At 67.4% G+C, this 20,870-nt stretch carries 15 protein-coding genes and 1 pseudogene; 8 read left to right on the top strand and 8 right to left on the bottom strand.

From position 1 onward, the window contains the following. Positions 1–169: 169 nt before the first annotated feature. From D892_RS42705 to D892_RS47225, 4 genes are all read left to right on the top strand, one after another. Positions 170–6,124: a type I polyketide synthase gene (locus D892_RS42705; RefSeq protein ID WP_084161323.1), complete on the top strand. Its 5,955-nt coding sequence runs from the start codon at positions 170–172 to the stop codon at positions 6,122–6,124. A 74-nt stretch (positions 6,125–6,198) separates the two neighbouring features. After that, a complete protein-coding gene (locus D892_RS0132975) occupies positions 6,199–7,299 on the top strand; it encodes a ferritin-like domain-containing protein (protein ID WP_036567638.1) in 1,101 nt (366 codons plus the stop codon). 522 nt (positions 7,300–7,821) lie between these two features. Next, complete coding sequence (locus D892_RS45790) at positions 7,822–9,363, top strand: DUF6119 family protein (RefSeq protein WP_198037046.1); 1,542 nt, start codon at positions 7,822–7,824, stop codon at positions 9,361–9,363. A gap of 47 nt (positions 9,364–9,410) precedes the next feature. Further along, complete coding sequence (locus D892_RS47225) at positions 9,411–9,569, top strand: hypothetical protein (RefSeq protein ID WP_156959788.1); 159 nt, start codon at positions 9,411–9,413, stop codon at positions 9,567–9,569. A gap of 110 nt (positions 9,570–9,679) precedes the next feature. Here the strand turns inward: D892_RS47225 and D892_RS0132965 are convergent, their stop codons facing one another. The 5 genes from D892_RS0132965 to ligD form a co-directional block, all read right to left on the bottom strand. Then, on the bottom strand, positions 9,680–10,111 hold the full coding sequence (locus D892_RS0132965) for a hypothetical protein (RefSeq protein WP_024805336.1): 432 nt from the start codon (positions 10,109–10,111) through the stop codon (positions 9,680–9,682). Beyond that, positions 10,108–10,449, bottom strand: coding sequence for an ankyrin repeat domain-containing protein (locus D892_RS0132960; protein WP_084161321.1), 342 nt, complete (start codon positions 10,447–10,449; stop codon positions 10,108–10,110). The genes D892_RS0132965 and D892_RS0132960 overlap by 4 nt, the downstream gene beginning before the upstream one ends. A gap of 484 nt (positions 10,450–10,933) precedes the next feature. Then, positions 10,934–12,010, bottom strand: coding sequence for a metallophosphoesterase (locus tag D892_RS0132955; RefSeq protein ID WP_024805334.1), 1,077 nt, complete (start codon positions 12,008–12,010; stop codon positions 10,934–10,936). Positions 12,011–12,057: 47 nt separating this feature from the next. Next, positions 12,058–13,263: a hypothetical protein gene (locus D892_RS0132950; RefSeq protein WP_024805333.1), complete on the bottom strand. Its 1,206-nt coding sequence runs from the start codon at positions 13,261–13,263 to the stop codon at positions 12,058–12,060. A 677-nt stretch (positions 13,264–13,940) separates the two neighbouring features. Then, positions 13,941–14,891, bottom strand: a complete 951-nt coding sequence (gene ligD, locus D892_RS0132945) for a non-homologous end-joining DNA ligase (protein WP_036570698.1) — start codon at positions 14,889–14,891, stop codon at positions 13,941–13,943. A 375-nt stretch (positions 14,892–15,266) separates the two neighbouring features. On the opposite strand from ligD, the gene D892_RS0132935 reads away from it, so the two are divergent. The 4 genes and pseudogenes from D892_RS0132935 to D892_RS0132920 all read left to right on the top strand — a co-directional run. Beyond that, positions 15,267–16,007, top strand: a complete 741-nt coding sequence (locus D892_RS0132935) for a lipase (RefSeq protein WP_024805331.1) — start codon at positions 15,267–15,269, stop codon at positions 16,005–16,007. Positions 16,008–16,121: 114 nt separating this feature from the next. Next, on the top strand, positions 16,122–16,358 hold the full coding sequence (locus tag D892_RS0132930; protein ID WP_156959787.1) for a hypothetical protein: 237 nt from the start codon (positions 16,122–16,124) through the stop codon (positions 16,356–16,358). 13 nt (positions 16,359–16,371) lie between these two features. Beyond that, positions 16,372–17,037 (top strand): hypothetical protein, encoded by a 666-nt coding sequence (locus D892_RS0132925; protein WP_024805329.1) that lies wholly within the window; start codon positions 16,372–16,374, stop codon positions 17,035–17,037. Then, positions 17,030–17,490, top strand: a pseudogene (locus D892_RS0132920) (long-chain fatty acid--CoA ligase); the annotation flags it as partial. The gene D892_RS0132925 and the pseudogene D892_RS0132920, both read left to right, overlap by 8 nt. Before the next feature lie 143 nt (positions 17,491–17,633). On the opposite strand, the gene D892_RS42700 reads toward D892_RS0132920, so the two are convergent. The 3 genes from D892_RS42700 to D892_RS0132905 all read right to left on the bottom strand — a co-directional run bounded on the left by D892_RS42700 (position 17,634) and on the right by D892_RS0132905 (position 20,870). Next, positions 17,634–18,242: a hypothetical protein gene (locus D892_RS42700; protein WP_369801787.1), complete on the bottom strand. Its 609-nt coding sequence runs from the start codon at positions 18,240–18,242 to the stop codon at positions 17,634–17,636. An 80-nt stretch (positions 18,243–18,322) separates the two neighbouring features. After that, complete coding sequence (locus tag D892_RS0132910; RefSeq protein ID WP_024805327.1) at positions 18,323–19,519, bottom strand: GNAT family N-acetyltransferase; 1,197 nt, start codon at positions 19,517–19,519, stop codon at positions 18,323–18,325. A gap of 64 nt (positions 19,520–19,583) precedes the next feature. Continuing rightward, a complete protein-coding gene (locus tag D892_RS0132905; protein ID WP_024805326.1) occupies positions 19,584–20,870 on the bottom strand; it encodes an NtaA/DmoA family FMN-dependent monooxygenase in 1,287 nt (428 codons plus the stop codon).

Raw genomic sequence — 20,870 nt, 5'->3', positions numbered from 1 at the left:
GTGCCGATAGGTAATTTTGTCGCGGTTGTTCTGTTCGTGGGGTTCGGGGCTCTGGCTTGCCGGTTAAGGGTTTGTCGTGGCCGGGCGGTGGTTGTCGACGTTCGCGGTGGCGCCGGGGCTGTATCTCTGTCTGGTTTCTGTCGGCGTGTGTGGTTCGAGAGGAATTGTGATGGCTGGGGCTGAGCGAAGGTCGGGGCGGCGGTCGCGGGTGGGAGAGGTGGAGCCGATCGCGATCGTGGGTATGGCGTGCCGGTTTCCTGGGGGTGTGACGTCCCCGGAGCAGTTGTGGGAGGTGGTGGCTGCCGGTGGTGATGTGATCAGTGGTTTGCCGGTGGATCGGGGGTGGGATGTGGAGGGCCTGTACGACCCGGATCCGGGGGCTGCGGGCAAGACGTATGCGCGGTTCGGCGGCTTTGTCGACGATGTCGCTGGATTCGACGCGGATTTCTTCGGGATCTCGCCGCGGGAGGCGTTGGCGATGGATCCCCAGCATCGGCTGTTTCTGGAGACGTCGTGGGACGCGGTCGAGTATGCCGGTATCGATCCGTTGTCGTTGCGGGGCGAGCCGGTGGGGGTGTTCGCGGGGATCATCAACGAGGAATATCTGCCGATGTACGGGGGCGGCTACGGCGACCTGGAGGGGCACATCGTGACGGGCAACATCACGAGTGTGGCGGCGGGGCGGGTGGCGTATTGCCTGGGTTTGGCCGGGCCGGCGATCTCGGTGGATACGGCGTGTTCGTCGTCGCTGGTGGCGTTGCATCTGGCTGCGCAGTCGCTGCGTGCGGGTGAGTGCTCGATGGCGCTGGCCGGCGGGGTGACGATCCTGTGTCGGCCGGGCCCGCTGATCGAGTTCGCGCGGACTCGTGGCCTGGCGCCGGACGGTCGGTGCAAGGCATTCGGGGCCGGTGCGGACGGTACCGGTTTCGCCGAGGGCGTGGGCGTGCTGCTGGTGCAGCGATTGTCGGATGCCCGGCGCGACCGGCGGCGAGTGCTGGCGTTGCTGCGGGGCAGCGCGGTGAACCAGGACGGGGCGAGTAAACGGTTGACTGCGCCGAGCGGCCCGGCGCAGGAGCAGGTGATCCGGGCGGCGCTGGCGCAGGCTCGGCTGCAGCCGGAGGACGTGGACGTCGTGGAGGCGCACGGGACGGGGACGCGGCTGGGTGATCCGATCGAGGCGCACGCCCTCGCGGCTACCTACGGCCGAGCACACAGTCGGCGGCGGCCGTTGTGGCTGGGGTCGTTGAAGTCGAATATCGGGCACACCCAGGCTGCCGCGGGTGTCGGGGGAATCATCAAGATGGTGATGGCGATGCGGCACGCGACCTTGCCACGGACCCTGCATGCCGAGGAGCCGACTACGCGCGTGGACTGGGACAGCAGTGGGATGGCGGTCCTGTCGGCGGCACGGCAGTGGGATGTCGAGGGTCGTCCGCGCCGGGCCGGGGTGTCGTCCTTCGGCGTCAGTGGAACCAACGCACATGTCGTTCTGGAGGCGCCGGATCCCATTGGCGCCGAAGGGTTTCGCGCACATGCCCGGTCGGCCGCTACGGACGGGCGAGGTGAGCGGGTGTATGCGGGCGCAGTAGACGATGTCGTCGTGTGGACGGTATCGGGCCGGACGCGGGCGGCGTTGTGCGTGCAGGCGGCCGGGCTGGCGCGGCACGTGCGGGAATTGCCGCAGGCTCCGACACCAGGTGCGGGCGAGGTCGCGGCCGATGTCGCGGTGTCGCTGGCGCAGCGGTCGCGGCTGGAGCACCGGGCGGTGGTGATCGGCCGCGACCTCGACGCGCTGCTGGCTGGGTTGGACACAGTGTCCGGTGCGGGCGACGGCGGTGACGCGGAGGATGTGGTGTCCGGGTCGGTGGTGCCCGGCGCGGAACGTGGTGTGGTGCTGGTGTTCCCGGGCCAGGGCACGCAGTGGCCGGGCATGGGCCGTGCGCTGTGGGAGTCGAGTGCGGTCTTCCGTGACACGGTGACCGCGTGCGCGCGGGAACTGGATCCGCTCGTCGAATTCTCGGTCACAGACATGGTGCTCGGACGCGAGCCGATGCCGACGACGACGCTGGTCGGCGGCGGCGTGGTCGATCGGGTGGACGTGGTGCAACCGGTGCTGTTCGCGGTCATGGTGGGCGTGGCCCGAGTGTGGCAGTCCTGGGGTGTGCCGGTGGCCGCGGTGGTCGGGCATTCGCAGGGCGAGATCGCCGCAGCGTATATCGCGGGCGGTCTGACCCTGTCCGACGCGGCGCGGGTGGTGGCAGTGCGGTCGCGGGCGGTGCGGGCACTGTGCGGTGAAGGATCGATGCTGGCACTGGCGGTGTCGTGTGCGGAGGCGCAGGCGCTGGTTGCGGACCGGGACAACGTGGACGTGGCGGCGGTCAACGGGCCGTCCGCCACCGTGATCGCTGGACCGGTCGCGGGCCTGCAGGAAGTGTTCCAGACCTGTGAGCGTCGCGGAGCGCATGCCCGGTGGATCCCGGTGGACTACGCCTCGCACTCACCGCAGGTCGAGCGGGCCGAGAACAAATTGCGGACCGAGCTGGCCGACCTCGGCCCCCGAGACAGTGAAATCCCGTTCTACTCCACGCTCACCGGTGATGTGATGGACACCCGGCACCTCGACGCGCGGTATTGGTATCGCAACTTGCGGCAGCCGGTCCTGTTCGCCGACACCGTCGAGGTCCTCGTGCGTGCGGGGTATCGAGCATTCATCGAGGTCGGTGCGCATCCGGTGCTGCTGCCCGCGGTGCATGACATCGTGCAGTCCACCACCGCATCCACCCACACCGAGTCCGTCGCGGACGAGCCCGTTGTGGCGGTGGGTTCGCTACGTCGTGACGATGGCGGCATGGATCGGCTCGTGCGCTGCGCGGCGGAGGCGTACGTGCGGGGGGTGGACGTGGACTGGACGCGGATACTGCCTGCAGGGCGACTGATTGCGTTGCCGCCGTACGCGTTTCAGCATCGTCGGTTCTGGTTGGCGTCCAACTCCGGCGCAGCCGTCGCCGCGCCGGCAACGCCGGGCGGCTCCGGCACGGACGCAGCCTTCTGGGACCGAGTGGACCGCGGTGACATCGACGCCCTCGCCGGCGACCTCGGAGTCGACGCGGACACCCCGCTGCGGGAACTGATTCCGGCACTGGCGGCGTGGCGTCATCGTCGCCACCGGAATGCGGTAATCGACCGATGGCGATACCGGATCACCTGGCGCGCGCTGCCGACCACTCTGCACCGCCCGGTGCGCGGGAAGTGGCTGGTGGCCGTGCCGACCGGTAGCGATCGAGCCCGCGTCCTCGCCGCGCAGGTCGCTGCGGCGCTGGGAACAGCCGACAGCCCCGCACGCATCGCGGACTTCGACACCACAGCACCGGACCGCACGCTGTGGGCCAAGCAGTTGGGCATGTACGACGGTGTCGACGGTGTGGTGTCCCTGCTCGCCCTCGACGACCAGCCGCTCGAGGAGCCCGCCACCGCCCTCGGTGCACTGGCCACCGTGGTGTTGACGCAAGCGGTGCTGGACTCGCAACGTCCGCTGCGAGTGTGGGCGGTGACCCAGGCAGCGTTCGATACCGATGGCGCACTACGGGATTGGCGGCAGGCCCAGCTGTGGGGCGCCGGGCGAGTCGTCGGGCTCGAACACCCCGACGTGTGGGGAGGCATGATCGATCTGCCCGAGACATCGTGCGAGCCCGTCACCGCTCACCTGGCAGCCGTCATCGACGGCGACAGCGGCGAGGACGAGATCGCTGTGCGCAACGCCGGACCGTACGGGCGACGCCTCGTCCACGCGCATCCCCACGGTGATGCGGGCAGCTGGCGTGCCCACGGCACGGTGCTGATCACCGGCGGTACCGGCAGTCTGGGACGCCGTGTCGCCCAGTGGATGGCGACGCGCGGAGCGGAGCACCTCGTGCTGGTCAGCCGCAGTGCCAGCACGACTTCCGGCGCCACGACGCTGCGCGCCGAACTCGAAGCGGCCGGGGCGCGCGTCACCTTTGCCGACTGCGATGTCGCCGACCGCACCGATGTCGCCGCCCTGCTGACCGAGCTGCGGCGGGCCGGTGACCGTGTCACCACCGTCGTGCACGCCGCGGGCATCGCCCCCGACCACCCGATCCGTGACCTCACCGTCTGCGAATTCGCGGAGGTGACCCGCGCCAAGGTCGCCGGTGCACTGCATCTGCACGACCTGCTCGACGAGTATCGGCTCGACGCGTTCGTCCTATTCTCCTCCAACTCGGGGGTCTGGGGCAGCAGCGGCCACGGTGCTTACGCTGCCGCCAACGCCGCGCTGGACGCACTGGCCGGTCACCGCCGATCGATCGGGAAGACTGCGACCTCCATCGCTTGGGGAGCGTGGGGCGGCACAGGTCTCGCGGCGCAGCCGGAGGTGCAGCGTGCGCTGGACCGGCGCGGAATTCCGGCGATGAATCCCGACCTCGCGCTCGAGGCGATGGCCCGCGCGCTGGCCGACGACGAAACCGTGCTGTCGGTGGCGGATATCGACTGGAGCCGCTTCGCCCCCGCCTATACCGCCACCAAACCGCGCCCGCTGATCGACGACATCCCCGAGGCCCGCGCCGCACTCGAACAGCCTGTCTCCGAACCGCATTCGGCCGCAGCGGCCGCGACACATCTCGCCACCGAACCTGCCCCACCGGCCTGCGACGACCTGGCCCGGATGCCCGCCGACCGCCGCCGAGCCACCCTGATCACCCTGATCCGACAGCACGCCGCCACCACGCTCGGCCACGACACCACCGACCGCGTCACCGCCGACACCGCCCTGATCGACCTCGGGCTCGAATCCCTCGGCGCGCTCGAACTACGCAACCGCCTCACCCGCGCCGTCGGCCTGCAGGAGCGACTGCCCACCAGCCACATCTTCCAGCACCCCACACCCCGCGCCCTGGCCGAGCACCTCGACGCCCTCGTCTCCGGCACCGCCTCCACCGCGACCGCCCCTACCGACCTGCCCACCGAGATCCGGCTCGCCGACGACATCACACCCGCCGAGACAACCACCGCCACACCACTCGGCGCAGCCACGCACGTCCTGCTGACCGGAGCCACCGGATTCGTCGGTGCCCACCTGTTGCATCACCTGCTCGCCAGTACCACCGCGACAGCGCACTGCCTGGTGCGCGCCACCGACACCGAACACGCCCGCCGACGATTGCGTGACACCGCGCACCACTACGGTCTGACCTGGGCCCAGGACCGGGTCGTCGCGGTGCCCGCCGATCTCGCCGCATCCGGCCTCGGTCTCGACCCCGCCACCTACGACCGGCTCGCCCGCACCGCCGACGCGGTCATTCACGTCGGTGCAGCCGTCGATGTCCTGCACCGATACGCCGACGTCGCCCCCGCCAACGTCGGTGGCACCGAGGAGATCCTGCGCCTGGCCGCCCGCCACCGCACCGTCCCCGTCCACCACGTCTCCACCATCGGCGTCTTCCCCGCCCGCACCTACGGCCAGCCACCCGCCTGCGAACACACTCCGACCGGGCCGGTGACCGCGTTGCTCACCGGATACGCCCAAACCAAATGGGCCGCAGAACAACTCGCCGGACTCGCCCACGAACGCGGCCTGCCCGTCTCGATCTACCGCCTGTCCCGCGTCTTCGGTGACCGTCATCGCGGCGCCTGCCAGGACGACGACCTCATGTGGCGAATCATCAAGGGCTGCATCCAAATAGGCGCGGCACCGCATCCGGTCACCGCGAGCGACGACATCATCCCGGTCGACCACGCCGCCACCTCCATCCTCGCCCTCGCCGGCCGGTCCGACACCCTCGGCGGCACCTACCACCTCACCAACTCCGCCCGCACCCCGTTCGCGCACCTGGTGACCGCAGCCCGCGCTCACGGCTATCGTCTCGACGACCTCCCACCCCGCACCTGGGCCGAACGCATCCGCGCCGACGACGGCAACGCCGCCCAACCCGTCCTCGAAACCTTCCTCCGCCTCATGCTCGACACCGACTTCGCCGACCGCGCCGTCTACGACAGCGCCGCCACCCACCGACGACTCGGCCGTCCCTGCCCGCCCATCGATTCCGCCACCCTCGCCGCGCACCTGCGATTCTTCACCGCCAACGGCTACCTCCCAGCCGCCCGATGACCAGACCACCCGGATCCGGACCGATCACCGGACATTGCCCCTCTTCAACCCGTTGCTAGGAGGCATCGGTGTCGATGCAACGGCCCTACACAACCGGCCCCGCCGCCCCGGACTGGAGCGTCCAGTCGACCGGGCAGGCACGGTTCACCTGGGAATACGACGACGGCCGGGACCGTCTGCTGGCCCTGTACCAGAAGGGCAAGGACAAGCAGTGGGACGGCGCCAAGCGCATCGACTGGTCCCTCGACGTCGACCCGTACGACCCGCTCGGCGTACCTGACCAGGGCCTGATCCTCTACGGCACCCGCTACTGGGACAAAATGAGCGAGCAGGACAAGCGAGACCTGCGCCGCCACTACGCCTCCTGGCAGTTCAGCCAGTTCCTCCACGGCGAACAGGGCGCGATGGTCTGCGCTGCCCGCATCGTGGAATCCGCCCCCGACCTCGACGCGAAGTTCTACTCCGCCACCCAGACCATGGACGAGGCACGGCACGCCGAGATATACGCGCGCTTCCTCCACGAGAAGGTCGGAATGCTCTACCCGATCAACGATGATCTGCAGTCCCTGCTGGGCGACACGTTGCGCGACTCCCGCTGGGACATGCCGTACCTGGGCATGCAGGTCCTGGTCGAAGGACTGGCGTTGGCCGCCTTCGGCATGCTCCGAGACACGACGGACAAGCCGTTGCCCAAGCAGATCCTGGCCTACGTCATGCAGGACGAGGCCCGCCATGTGGCTTTCGGCCGCATGGCCCTGCGCGACTACTACACACACCTCACCGACACCGAAGTACGCGAACGCGAGGAATTCGTCATCGAGGGGTGCTACTTGATGCGCGACCGGCTGCGCGGCGTCGAAGTCCTGGAGAACTTCGGCATTCCGAAACGGGAGGCCGAGAAGCTGAGCGAGGAGTCCAAGTCCCTGGGCCTCTTCCGCAAGCTGCTGTTCAGCCGCATCGTGCCATGCGTGAAGGACATCGGCCTGTGGGGGGAACGCTTACAGCACGCTTATGTCGACTTGGGCGTATTCGACTTGGGCGACTCCAATCTCGACCTGTTGATGGCCCAGGACGAGGAGACCGCAGAACGGATGGATGCGGAGCGCTTCGCGGTGGAGGAAGCAGAACGCGTGGCGGAGGTGGAGGAGGCGATTCGGCAGGGCACGGAGTCGTAAGGGCGCAAGGCGTGCCCTCGGCCTCGGTGCCAATCACGCCGCGAGAACACCAGCACATAATGCCGCGAGTCACCCACCTGCCTACGGCGCCTCGGCAATCCCGGATCGGCCGGGATCGGCGCTCGCGGGATCGCCCCGGTCGTCGTAAGTCAGGGCCTGGTCGCTCGCCGCGGAGAAGGTTCGCTGAAACCGGCGTTACGAACAACATGTGTGCTTACAGTTTGCTGTATGAGTCCTTTTATCGCAAACCCCGCGAATGTCCTGGTCTCATATCCACTCGAGCGACGCGCTCGCCGACCTCGGCAGAACCGATCATGATCCCTTGGTGGCAGCCGCCACGCGCGTACGTTGGATCGGCTGGGACTGTTCGTCGGGCCCTGTATGTTCGTCGTGCGAACACGTTGCGAGAGCCGGTTGTTCTCCAGTAATTTGAGAGACGGTTCAAGGCTATCGGGGCATGGGGGTTACGGCAGAACTCGGTTGCAGCATGCGGTTACACCACGAGTAGTTCTGGGGTGCGGGATGGATCTCAACATCTTCAAGGTTCGGCCAAGCAATTTGGCAGCACTGCGGCAAAGATTGGAAGACAAGGGATTCGAACTAATCTGTACCGAATCGGAGGGTGATTGGCGCTCCGAATTCCTGTTCTTGGACGGAGAAGAGGAAGTTGCGAGCTGGGTACAACTCTATGCGGGATTGTTCGTGGGTCGGGAACTACCAACTCGAAAAGGTCAGTCGGCAGTCCATGTGTTTCAAAGAGACGATTCTTGTTACGCTATTACGTACGGGTCGGGTCACTCCTATATCCGGTCATTGTGTGACTATGATTTCGGTATTGATTTAGCGAAGAGGATCGCCGACGAGAGTGATATAAAGGAGACTGCGGCAAAACTCTATTATTCAAGTCGGAAAAAAGAGCACAGAACCTACCGGACAAATACTCGGCTGGATGTCAACAGCGGCGAGGCTATTGCCATGATTCATGCCACTGTCATCGCCAGCAAGAGGAGTGCGTTCGGGCGGTCCGGAAGGTTCGGCGTCTCTGCGATCCTTTCGCCACCGGTAGGCGTCGATGGAATCGCAGATCTGTTGTCTATCATCGATGCCGAGCTGAATAATCCTGAGCTATTCGCACTGCCTCACGATGAGGAAATCACAGACAAAGCGGAGATTAAGAATTTGGATCGCCTCCTTGTCGAAGAAATAACTGCGAAAGGCGAGCGGTCGGAATTTACGGCCGACAGCTTGGACCTCTGCGGCGTCGATTTCGTATTCGGAAATTACGGAAGATTTTCGCTCAAACATCCTCGCCGCCGTAAGCCCTTGGATTTCGATCTTGTGGATGGCCGCGGCCATGATCTTACGATCGACGATCTGCGTCTCTACATCGACAGCAATGGATTGAGCGGTGATGAGATCCTGAAGATCGAAGTGACCAAGTACAACAACAGCGGCGACCCACCTTGGACTAGTCTGACCTTGAAAGAATCATTGGACTACATCGTCGACTCTCAGAGAGTCGCGCTGTTCGAAGGGAAGTGGACACGTTTCAATCAGCACTACTTGACGTTTCTGGATCAGTTCGTCAGAGATATCGAGACGGAAGAGGTGGAAGACGATTTCAAGGTTATTTCCGAAACCGAAGCAAAATTCAATGCTTCCGATCGAGTAAGACGTGCCGGCTACAAGAACTATGATCAGGATTTCGGTGTCGCTGTTGTGGAATCCAGGACACCCGTGGAGGCGTGGGATCTAAGAAGAGGTAGCACCGTATACGCCCTAAAATTCGGTACCGCGCAGAAGTTGGGATATGTATGCGATCAAGCAGAAGGGCTTCTGGAACTTCGCTCGAATAATGCCACGATCAAGGAGGTTCCGAAATTTGACCGCTATTGCCTGTGGTTGGGGTATATGGCAAAAAAATTGCCGAACAACATTGCTGACACAAACTCGATCATACTTAAACGGAAAATCATGAAATGGGCTCTGCTTTGCAGAGACGCTAGGGTAACACCGGTAATAAAACTCAGCAGACATACTGGACGGCAATTGGTCCTGGTGTGATACGGCCATGCACTGCACCCCTGATTTCGTCTTGATACTGTGCCGCGATGGCCGCGCCGCCCATGTCGGGCCGCTACCGCTTCGACGCCTCGGTTGCGGCCCTTTTTGATCAATGGAAAACGCGGCTGGCCGCACCGTCTATTCGATTGTCGGGGTACAAATTTCATCGCGCGTCGCAGGTACCGGCGCTCGGCGGGGCATTGTGAACATGGGAACGGGAAGACAGTCCGGTTTTCGAGTGGTCGACTGATATTCGCAGCCGAATTCAGTTATAGGCAAGTGGTGACCCGCGGGTCTCGGCGTCCCCTCGACGGAGTCACTGAAGCCAGCCACCGCGGTTCATGCGCTCGAAGTAGGCGTCGTCGGCGTCTTGTATTTCTGCTTCGCTCATCTGGGGTGGTTTCCGCTGGTCCGGAGGCTCCGTTGTGTTGCGTAAGTCTCGTATCGGGCCTTGGATACGGGGGTCGGACCGGCTGATGAGTTGCTCGGTCTTGGTGGTGGCGTCGGCGCGGGCTTTGCGGTGGCAGTCGATGATGGTGGTCGCGAGCTGAGCGGCGCTCCATTTCATTGCTGCGGGGGCGACCTGCAGGCTGGTTATGTCGCCGGTGGCGTCGACTTCGATGCTTACCCCGCGGGTTACGTTGCGGCCGCGGACTTCCGCGGCTGCGTCGGTGAGTTGCTGACCGCTGCGGCGTAGGTCATTGAGTTGGTGTTCGAGCTGGTGTTCCCAGTCGTCGATGTAGTTCATGGTTGTTCCTGATCGAGGAGGTCAGCGAACACGGCCCGGAGCTGGGGCTTGTTGTCGACCATGCGTATTCGGTCGATCGGTGCCTGCCCGTCGTGGTTTTGTTTGAGGGGGTCGGCTCCTCGCTCGCGCAGGAACCGCACCATGTCCGGTGTCGTCCAGGGGCTGCGTAGCGCGTAATGCAACGGTGTGTTCCCGGCGTCGTCCTCGGCGTTCGGGTCCGCGCCGGCGTCGACGAGTACGCGGGCGGTGTCGACGCTGTCGTATTGGGCGGCGCCGCTGAGTGGAGCACCGACTCTAATTCGCCTGTAACCCAACTCTTTTCGACCTTGCCCTGCCATCGCGGTGACTATTCCATCTCGACGAGTCGATGGATCTGTTCCACCACTCGGGCGGTTACGTCGTCGCCTTGCACGCCGGTGGCGACCAGGGCGTTCGGCTGGGCTTCGCGGGGTACACGGAATTCGCAGATGGTGGCGCCGCGGCCGATGGTGCGGCTGAGACGGCCGTCCGGCGAACCCGACCAGGGGCTCCTGTATCCACTGCACGTGTCCGTTCGCAGGCGAGCTGGCGGTTTCTCAGGTGATGTGGCGGAACCGTGGCGGAACGGAGGGGTGAAATGGCGAAGAGCGTTTGCACGGCTCCGCTAGCGCCTGCCGCGGTCGCCGAGCTGGGCGGCGAGGCGGATCCCTTCGGCAACCAGCTGCTGGTAACGCTCGGGGTCACCGGTGGTGGGGGTGTGACGGCGAGCCGGTGGGCGCGGCCACGATCAGCGTCGAGGATACGGCCGGCGCGCAGATCGGTCAGGCGACCGTCTGATCCGGATCAGGCGATCCGGCGGCGGAACTCCTCGACCGGGACGGCCGTGCCCGGATCGACGGTGTGGACCGCGGCCTCGATGGACCCGGGCGTGAGATCCAGTGTCAGGAACCCCAGTTGGTGATAGGTCTGGAACAGGGCCGGGTGCGCGTCGGCGGGCAGGGTGCGCGGGGTGGCGCCGATCGTCTTGGCCGCCGCCCCCGACACGATCTGCTGGGTGCCCTTCGAGGTGGGTGCGGGCTCGAGGACCTGGAGGCTGTGATCGTGGCCGGACAGGATCAGGTGCGCGCGGCCCAGCACGTGCTCCTCGAAGAAGCGCTGCACGTGGACGCCGTTGATCGGTTCGATCGGCAGGCCCTCGTAGCGGCCCGCGTCGCCGTGCGGTCCGTTGTTCAGGTACGGGTGGTGCGTGCAGACGATCTTCCACGCCGCCGGTGAGTCGGCCACCGCGGTGTCCAGCCAGGCGCGCTGCTCGTTCATGAACTGCCCGTCGACCGACCAGTACGGGGAGAACACCGGCGGGATGTAGGCCGCGAGGGGATTGAGGTCCAGGACGAAGAACTCGACGATCGGGTCCGGGTCGGGCAGGCGGACCGAGTAGTAGCGGCTGGGCATCCACCAGCGCGACGAGGTGCCGTGGTAGCGGACCTCGTCGTCCCCGCGCAGTAGCCAGCCGCCGTCGCCGGGCAGGATCGAGCTGGTGTCGTGGTTGCCCAGCACCATGACCCACGGGATGTCGAGTCCGGTGTTGGGGTTCTCGAACTTCTCGGCGAACTGCGGGTCGGTGGTGCCGTTCGGGCCGTTCTCGTAGATGTTGTCGCCGAGACCGACCGCGATGCCGAACGGATCGGTTCGGTGCAGCGCGCGGGCGGCCTCCGCGACCGCCCACTGGGTGCGGGTGCCGGTGCCCGCGTCACCGGTGACCAGGACCCGCAGCCGGTCGCCGCCGGTGGGGAACGCGAACTTGGTGACGCCTTCCCCGGTGGCGACGGCCTGCGCCGGAGTCAGCCCCGCCAGTGCGACGCCCGCGGCCGCGGCGGCGGCACCGGTCAGCAGTTCCCGTCGGCCGAATTCGCCTGGCATGTCCTCATCTCCCGTTCGTTGTGTCGTGCGGCACCCCGATCATCCGGCTACACCGCGCACATGGACTGCAGGACGCCCTTCAGTACCGGCGCGCCGTAGGTGGTCGGCGCGAAGGCCAGGGTCTGCACGATGGACAGCGGTGTGCCCACGCCGACCAGGCCCAGCACGCTGTTGCCCGCCGTGAGCAGCAGGCTCAGCACGTCCAGGGTCAGCGTGGTCAGGTCGAGGGTGTTCTCGACCCGCACCTCGCCCAGCGGCACCGTGTCCAGGGCCTTGCCCTCGACGACACTGAAACCGGCGTTGGCGAGGAAGGTGACCGGACCGTAGTCCAGGGCGTCGACCAGCGGGCCCAGTTCCTCGGTGCGGCGCGGCAGGATCAGCGAGGCGACGCGGTTGTCGCGCAGGAACGCCTGGGTGGCGTCGGCGGCGGCGTGCACGGCCGCGGTGTCCGGGGTCAGGCCGGTGGCGGTCACGTAGGCGCGGACGCGCTCGACGAGCACGGCCAGGGTGAGTTCGGCCATCGGCGTGCAGGCCCCGTCGGCGCGGCGCACGGAATTCGCCAGATCTACCAGCGGCGTGGGCAACTCGACGTGTTCGACCACGACCGACTGCTCGAGGTCGAGCGCGGGGTAGGCGGTCGGCGCCGCGCACTGCGCGGCCAGGTGCCGCTGGACGGCCCGCGCCAGCGACTGCACACCGGTGAACGCCGCGCCCACGATCGGCTTCAACAGGAAGCCGACGGTCGGCACCAGGCTCGCCGCCAGCTGGGCGGGGATCTTGACGATGCGGGTGGCGAGGACGAACACCTCGACGACCTCGGTGACGGTCAGCGCCGACACCGGCACGGTCTGGTCGATCCGGCCGGTGCGCACCGCGTCCAAGCCGTTGACCAGGTAGCTGACGATCGGGTCGTCGAGATAGGCGACACGGCCACCGAATTCGGCCGGGTCGATGGGCAATCCGTCGCGGTGCACCCGCATCGTGGTCATGGCGGTGCGGAACTCGCCGACCCGCCGGTCGTAGTCGGCCAGCCGGTCCGGGGCGACGGCACCGCGCAGGGCGATGGCCGCCGCGGTCACCACCGCGTCGAAGGTCGGTGGACCGGTCACGCAGGCGCCTTCGAGATCGGTGACCTCGATCGCGGCCAGCGTGGTGGTGTCGTCGGCGCGGGCCGTGGGTGTCAGGCCGACCGGCGCGAACACGGCCAGCATCGTGACGAGGCCGACGAGCGCGGCGAGACGGGAAGGGATCATGGCGGTGGCACTCCCGGTCAGACAACTGGACGATTGATCATTTCGGAGGAATGACACCGTCACCCGGTTGCGCCCGGTTGGCCTCGGGAGGGCCCGGTACATGAACATCGGCTGGCGACCGGGTGAACCCGCCCTGCGGATCCCGCCCGGGCCGAGTGGCCCGCCCAGGTGAAATGCTCTGAAACCTACAGGTTTTCGACCGGCAGCAGCGGACTGTGCCGTTGCGTGCGGGTAGGGGCAACGGGCGAACGCGAGCGGGTCTCCTTCTTACTGACCGAATGTGGCATGTTGTGGGCCGCAGATGATTACAGTCGGGAGTCGGAATCGTGGTGGCTCACCACCGTAAGCGCCGGGCCTCCTCGGGTGTGGGTTTTCGTACGGAGTCGCCCGGAATCCATTGCCGCACAGTGATATCCTGCTGTTTTCCGTGCTCGAAGCCCGAACGCGGTGGCCCGTGCGATGGGTGGGAGAAGCGGGGATGGCGGGAAACCAGGGGTGCAGCGGCCGACCGAACCTGGCCGGGCCAGGCCGAGAGGATGAATCGGGTCCATCCGTGGGTGGACGGCTAACGGGGGCATCGGAATTCGGCCACGCGGTGAGGGTGCTCCGACCGACGCGGCATACCACGGTGCGCGCCCGAGTATTCACGGCCGCGTCGCCCGGGTGGGGCGGCACGGTCAGCCAGTGCGTGGCGGGACACGGGTGGGGTTGATGTCACGCAGGCCGCGCCAGACCGGGTGGCGCAGGAAGCCGTCACGGGTCCAGTCGGTGAACGTCACCGAGCCGACGAGGCGCGGCTGCACCCAGACCACGCCTGGTGCGTCGCCGCGGTTGACCCCGGGGGCCGTATCCCGGTGCAGGGCAGTGAGCCTGACGTGAAGATCGGCGAGCATGGCGCGGGTGAAACCGCTGCCGACATTGCCCACCCACACGAGATTGCCGTCCCGGCCGGGGATCGCGACGGCCAGCGATCCGATCCGGCCGGCGCGGTTGCCGGTGCCAGGCCGCCACCCGGCCACGACCACGTCCATCACCTGCGAGTTCTTGATCTTCGTCCACAGCGAGCTGCGGCGCCCGGGCAGGTAGCGGCTGTCCAGGCGCTTGGCCAGCAGGCCCTCGAGCCCGAGTCGTTCCGACTCCGCCAGGATGTCCGCCCCCGAACCGTTCAGATGCGGTGAGATCCGCCAATGCGGGCCCTGCAAACCGACCCGTTCGAGGAGTTCGCGGCGCTGCCGGTAAGGCAGATCGATCAGCGGCCGGTCCCCGACGTGCAGGAGATCGAAAATGACGAACACTGCCGGTAGGGACTCGGCGAGTACGCGGATCTTCGCCCGGTCGCGCTGATGCATCCGCGGCTGCAACGCCTCGAACGACGAGCGACCATCGCGGGTGAATACGACGATCTCCCCATCGACGACGAACCCGGGCGAGGCGGGAGCCAGTGCCGCCAATTCCGGCCAGGCGGCGGTGATGTCATTGCCGTTACGCGACAGCAACCGAAGCTGGTCGGTTACATACGCCGCAGCCCTGATCCCGTCGAATTTCACCTCGTACGCCCAGGACTCGTCGTCGCTGGGCAGCACGCCGGGTGCCGCCAGCATCGCGGGATAGCGCGGGAGTGTGCTCACCGTCCAGTTGCCGCCATCGCTGGTCCCTTCGTGGCCGTGAAGCACGCTGGCAACTCAGTGGCACCATACCGTTCGGTCCGGTTTGTTCGGTTGTGACGCTCCCGGATTCGTGCTCGAGGATCGGTGGCGGCGGGCGACCTCGGCGGCGTAGGCGTTGCCGCCGGCACCGGCGAGCGTGCCCCACTGGGTCGCGGCGGTGACCGACACCCCGAGCAGGTCGCTGAGCACTTCGGCGGGCCGGTGGCGGCGTTGTTCATCAGAGCTGTGTTGCGGGCGACGCGGATGGGCACGTCCACGCGGGCCAGCCGGTGTGCTGGCGGTGCCGGGTACGTTCGTCGCTCAGACAACGACCTGGAGTTAGGTTAGGCTCAGTTCATGAGATGGCGATGTCTGTTTCTCGGACTGGGTGCGGCACTGGCCACCTCCGTCCTCGCCGCGCCCGCGCATGCGACCACCGAGCCGCGTGGTGTCGTCATCGTGGTGCCCGGCCAGTTCGTCGGTGCGCTACCTTACGGCCCGATGGCCGACACGCTGCGGGCCGACGGCTATCTACCGGTCGTGCTCGACCTGAAGGGCTTCGCCATGGCGGCCGACGCCGAAGCGGTCGCACGGGCGGTGGACACGGCAGCGGGCGAACACCCCGATACCCCGATCTCGCTGGTCACCCACAGCGTGGGGGCCGTCAGCAGCCGCTACTACCTGCGTGCACTCGGCGGCGGCGAGAAGGTGGACACCTACATCGCGATGGGTGCACCGCAGTACGGCTCACCCGGCGGCTGCGGGCAGCCGGTCGGCGCCGAGGTGTGTCCCGGGTCCGAATTCATGACCGCACTCAACGCCGGCGACGACACCCCCGGCACGACCGCCTACTATTCCGTTCGCAGCGAAAGGGAATGGACCGACGGACGGCTCGACGGCGGACAGTGCCGGATGACACCGTTCCCCACCCTCGGCAACGGCGGCGCCGACCACACCCTCGAAGCAGTGCTCCCACCGGTACTGAGCCAAGTGCGTACAGCGCTGACCGGAGACTGCGCAGGCGATTACGTCGACGAACCGGACGGCGCCATCAGCGCGGATGCCACCCTGTTCCCCAGCGGAATACCCTTCGGCTGAAACATTCGGGCCGAGTCCAACAAGCGCTGGGGCGTGACTCCGAGAACACTGTCCGGCTCTGACACCGAATGTGGACCAGAGCCCTGCGCGGCGGTGGGCTGGTCGTATCGGCTGGTGAACGGTCACGATCCGGTCTGGTTGGCGGATATGCGGTGGCTGGCAGGCTATCGGCATCGCGTCGCCGAGGTCGCTGCCGCGCTGCTCGAAGCGTTCAGCGAGTCCAGGACGTTGATCGACGGGGCACGGTCGGTGGGTGATCCGATCGCGGTGCTGCCCGTGCTCTATCACCTGCTGTGGTCCAGGAATTGGTGGTGGATCTGGCAGTCCGGTTGGAGGGGTGGTCGATGGTGAGGGGAGCGGATCGATGACGCGGGTGATCGAGGTCGGCGACCGGGTGCTGTTCGACGGTGTCGAACACGAAGTAGCCGGGATCTCGGGAACGCTGGTGCGGCTGGTCGATCCGGACGGCGAGGCACAGGGGGTGGCGCTGATGCACCTGGTCGCCTCGGACGGTTTCAGGGTCGTCGCCAGCGCCGGCACACGGACACAACGAAGAAATGGTTTACCGGCACTGGCGGGTCAAAGCCTCGAAGACTTGGCGCCGGAGCACGCCGAACAGGCACGGTTCTGGGAACACCATCTGATCGAGGTGGAAACCGGACTGCCGCCAGGCAGTGAGCCGGATTCGTTGCCGCGACCGGAATACGACCCGAACCGCCCGATGCGGGCTCGGGAGGCCGCTAAGGCGGCGGAGCTGTCCGCAGCGGGCCTGGACGCCAGTCTGCGGACCGTCCAGCGGATGCGGGCGCGTTACCGCTCCGGTGGGGTGCGCGCGCTCGTCGACGGCCGGGCCACCCGGCAGGCAACGGCGTTCGGGCGCGCCGACGAGCGTGTGGTCGAGGCGATCCAGGAAGCTGTTGCGCGCGAGACGAAACGGTCGACCGGCACCAGGGATCGGTTGCACCGACAGGTCGAGGTGATTCTGGCCGACCGCTACGGCGACGGCGTGGTCGAGCTGCCGTATCGATGAGCAGGGCTACGTCACCATCACCGGCCGCAAGAAGGAAATCATCGTCACCGCGGGCGGCAAGAACGTTTCCCCGATGGTCCTGGAGGACTCCCTCCGGGCGAACCGCTGATCAGTCAGTGCATGGTCGTCGGCGACGGCAAGCCGTTCATCGGCGCCCTCATCACCCTGGACGCCGAAACCCTGACCGGCTGGAAGGAACGCAACGGCCTGTCCGCCGACCTCTCGGCCGATCACCTGATCGACAACCCCGCGCTCTACGCCGAGATCGAGTCCGCCGTCACCGAGGCCAACACGAAAGTCTCACGCGCGGAGTCGATCCGGAAGTTCCGCATCCTCCCCACCGACTGGACCACCGAGGCCGGCGAACTCACTCCCAAGATGTCCCTCAAACGCAGCGTCATCCTCAAGCAGTACGCCGCCGAGGTCGACAAGATCTACAACGCGGAGATCTGAGGTCGGTCGGTCCTCGGAGTCGGCTCGGTGACTCGATGGAATGTCTGTAGCCGGTGGCGAGGAACGCGCCGGTGGACCGTGGCGTCCGGTCGCGGGTGGCGGAATGCCGGTCCCCGCGACCGGACGCGGTGCCGGCGATCGCCCTATCCGGTTCCCTTGTCCGGGAAGGGCTGGTTGATCGTGGTGAAGTACTGAGCCGCGGCCAGGACCGCCACGGGGGCGGTGACCAGCAACTGTCCGGCGAGGGTACCCAGCGCGCCGACGGCGACGATGCCGCCAAGACACCCGACGACGGCCGCCGGCACGAACGGTCCGAACAGTCCCACGATGGTCGCCGCGGCGACCGTAGCACCCGCGATGCCGCCGAGCAGGCAACCGACCGCGCCGCCGGCGAGGCCGCCGATCAGTGTGCCGATGGTGGCGCCGGCGGAAATCGTGCTGGTGAGGCGGTTCCATGCGGCCAGCTCGCGGTCGTAACTGTTCTTCCAGGGCGCCTGATCCTCGAACGGGAGCGCGACCGGCCGGTACACCGCGTGCTCGAGATCGAACCGCGGGGTCGATGTCGCGGTGCGATCCCGGATTCCGGCCTCGATCGGAAAGACGAAATCGTCGACCCGGAACGACAGTTCCGTACCGGCCAAGACGGTACGGTCGGGGGCCTCGATCGTGAAGCGTCCGCCTTCGGATCTCAGAGATCCGGCATCGGTGCGTACCACGAGTGAGGTGTCGGTGACGGCAGCCGAATAGTTCACCGCACCTCCCTCGCCGTGTGGTGTTGTAGCCGTCTACGCAGTCCCGTAGCCGATCCCGACCGTGCGTGCGGTCAGGTGTCTCAGAACCAGGTGCCGCTGAACGGCCGGGCGACGGTGACGAAGAGGCTGTCGGCGGCGTCGATTGCGCCGGGCCGGTGCCCGGTGACGCGGCCGGCCGAGGCCAGCTGCCGCCAGGTCGAGCCGCCGAGATAGACGGCGGCCAGCGCCGCGACATCGGCGGTGAGGTCGGCGGGCAGGTCGACGCGGCGGGCGCCGTCGCCCGCGATGCGGTAGGTCCCGGTATTCGCGGTGAGCAGGTCGTCGTCGACGGCGAGGACGATCGGGCCGGCATCGCGATAGGTGCGCCGGGACAGGGCGACCGGCACGTCGATCAGCCGCAGCCAGGTCTCGTCCCGCACGTCCGTCACCGTGATCGCGCGTTCGTCGGTCAGCAGGTGACGCAGCGGATCGTCCGGTGCCACGGCCGCCAACACGATCCTGTCGACGACGTCGGCGGCCAGCAGGTGCCGGATCAGGCCCGCGTACGACCGCGGTGTGGTGGCGACCAGATCGTCCACGACGACAACGCGTTCGGAACTGCCGCGTGCCCAGCCCGGTGCGTGGATCGGGTGGTAGCGGGCGAAACCGTCCTCGCTGCCGGGACTTCCGTGCACGACGGTGTAACCGGTTGTGCCGGAGAACAATTCCTGCATCCGCCACCAGTACGATGGCCGGTCGATCGCGCCGGGCCACGACACATCGGCGGTCGCATAGATTGTCGGCAGCGAATCCCACATCCGGCCGGGATCGAGGAACCGCACCGGCCCGGACGGGGGCACGGTGTCGCGCAGCCGGGCCCGGCCGCGATCGATCTCCACCCGCGCGGCCGAGCTCGCCACGGCGTAGCCGAAGCGATCGTAGATGCCGCCCTGGGAGGCGCGCAGGGTGGCGACCGCCTCGCCGCGCGCCGCGAGATCGGAGAGCTGACGGCGGAGCAGGGCGGTCACGACGCCGCGCCGGGCATGGGTCGGCAGCACCCCGACGTGGGTGACGGCCGCGTGCGGGATCCGGTCGCCGCCGGGGACGACCAGCCGGCTCGTGTAGGAGTTGGCCGTGCCGACCAGCTCGCCGTCGACCCGGGCGCCGAGCGTGCGGCCCGGCTCGTTCAGCCCGTCGCTCTCCGGCGCCGGCGGCAGGCCGACCATGGCCGTCCGGAAGATCCGTTGGGCGGCACGGATATCCGCCTCCTCGGAGAGCACGTCGATATCGATCGTCACGGTCGCCTCCTCGGCCGCGGCAGGATGAGCACCCGTCCGCCCCTCTTTCGCGTAGGTCACCGGCTCACGCGGTGACGGCCCTCGCCGCGGTCAGATGCCCGCGCAGCGTGGTGGATTCGTACTCGTCGCGGAACAGTCCGCGCGACCGCAGAATCGGGACGAGTTCGTCGGCGATCACCTCGAGGCTGTCGACGAGGATGTCGGGTTGCAGGTTGAATCCGTCGCAGGCGTAGGTGTGATACCACTCCTCGATCCGGTCGGCGAGCTGCTCCGGTGTTCCGACGAAACCGCCGTGGCCGGAGCCGGAATAGCGGGTCTGGCGCAGGTATTCGCGCACCGTGGGCCGGGTCTGGCGGATCTGTTCCAGGATGGATTCGCGGAAACCGATGCTGCCGGTGAAGAATTCCGGATCGGCGGGGCCGCGCAGCACCTCGGGCGGGAACGGCTCGTCCAGCTCCAGGGCGCCGACGTCGACACCGATGGCGTGCGACAGCCACCCCGCCGCGTACCGGCTCGGACTGGACTCGTACAACTCGTCGACCCTGCGGCGGGCCTCCTCTTCGGTGGATCCCAGGGTGAGCAGCAGCCCGGGCATGATCGCGACCTCGCGCGGATCACGCCCGGCGCGGGCCGCGCCCTGCTTGACCGTCCGATAATGCTCGCGCGCGGTCTCCAGGGTGATCTCGGCGGTGAAGACTCCGTCGGCGTAGCGCGACGCGAGGTCGCGGCCGCCGGGTGACCCGCCGGCCTGGAACAGCACAGGCAATCCCTGCGGGGAGGCCGGCGCGCGGAATTCGCCGTCGTAGTGAAAATGCTCGCCCTCGTGCCGGATTCGCCGCCCGGTGCCCGCCGCCGACCAGAGTTTCCGTGCCAGGTCGGCGAATTCGGCGGCGCGTTCGTAACGGCGGCTGCGGCCCACCACCCGGTCGAGGCCGAAATTGGCGGCCGAGCGGTCGTCGCGGGTGGTCACCAGGTTCCAGCCGGCCCGCCCGGCGGAGAGGTGGTCGAGGGTGAGGAGGCGCGCGGACAGTTCGACGGGATCGTTGAACGTGGTCGAGGCGGTGGCGATGAGCCCGATGTGCTCGGTGGCGCGGGCGACGTGCGCCCAGACGACGGTCGGATCGAGCCGGATCGGGTTGGCGTCGTAGGCGGGGTCGCCCAGGCCGAGTGCGTCGGCGAGGAAGACGGCGTCGAGGCGGGCGCGTTCGGCGAGCGCGCCGATCCGCTCCCAGTACTCCGGGGCCAGGAAATCGTTGATCCCCAGGAGCGGGGAGCGCCACGCCGACGGAATGTAGCCGTAGACAAGGACATTGAGCCCGAGCAGGACGTGGCCGGAGCGTGTGCCGGACAT

Origin of the sequence: Nocardia sp. BMG51109, assembly GCF_000526215.1 — a bacterium.
Lineage (GTDB): Bacteria > Actinomycetota > Actinomycetes > Mycobacteriales > Mycobacteriaceae > Nocardia.
This window is presented reverse-complemented; position numbering and strand designations above follow the sequence as displayed.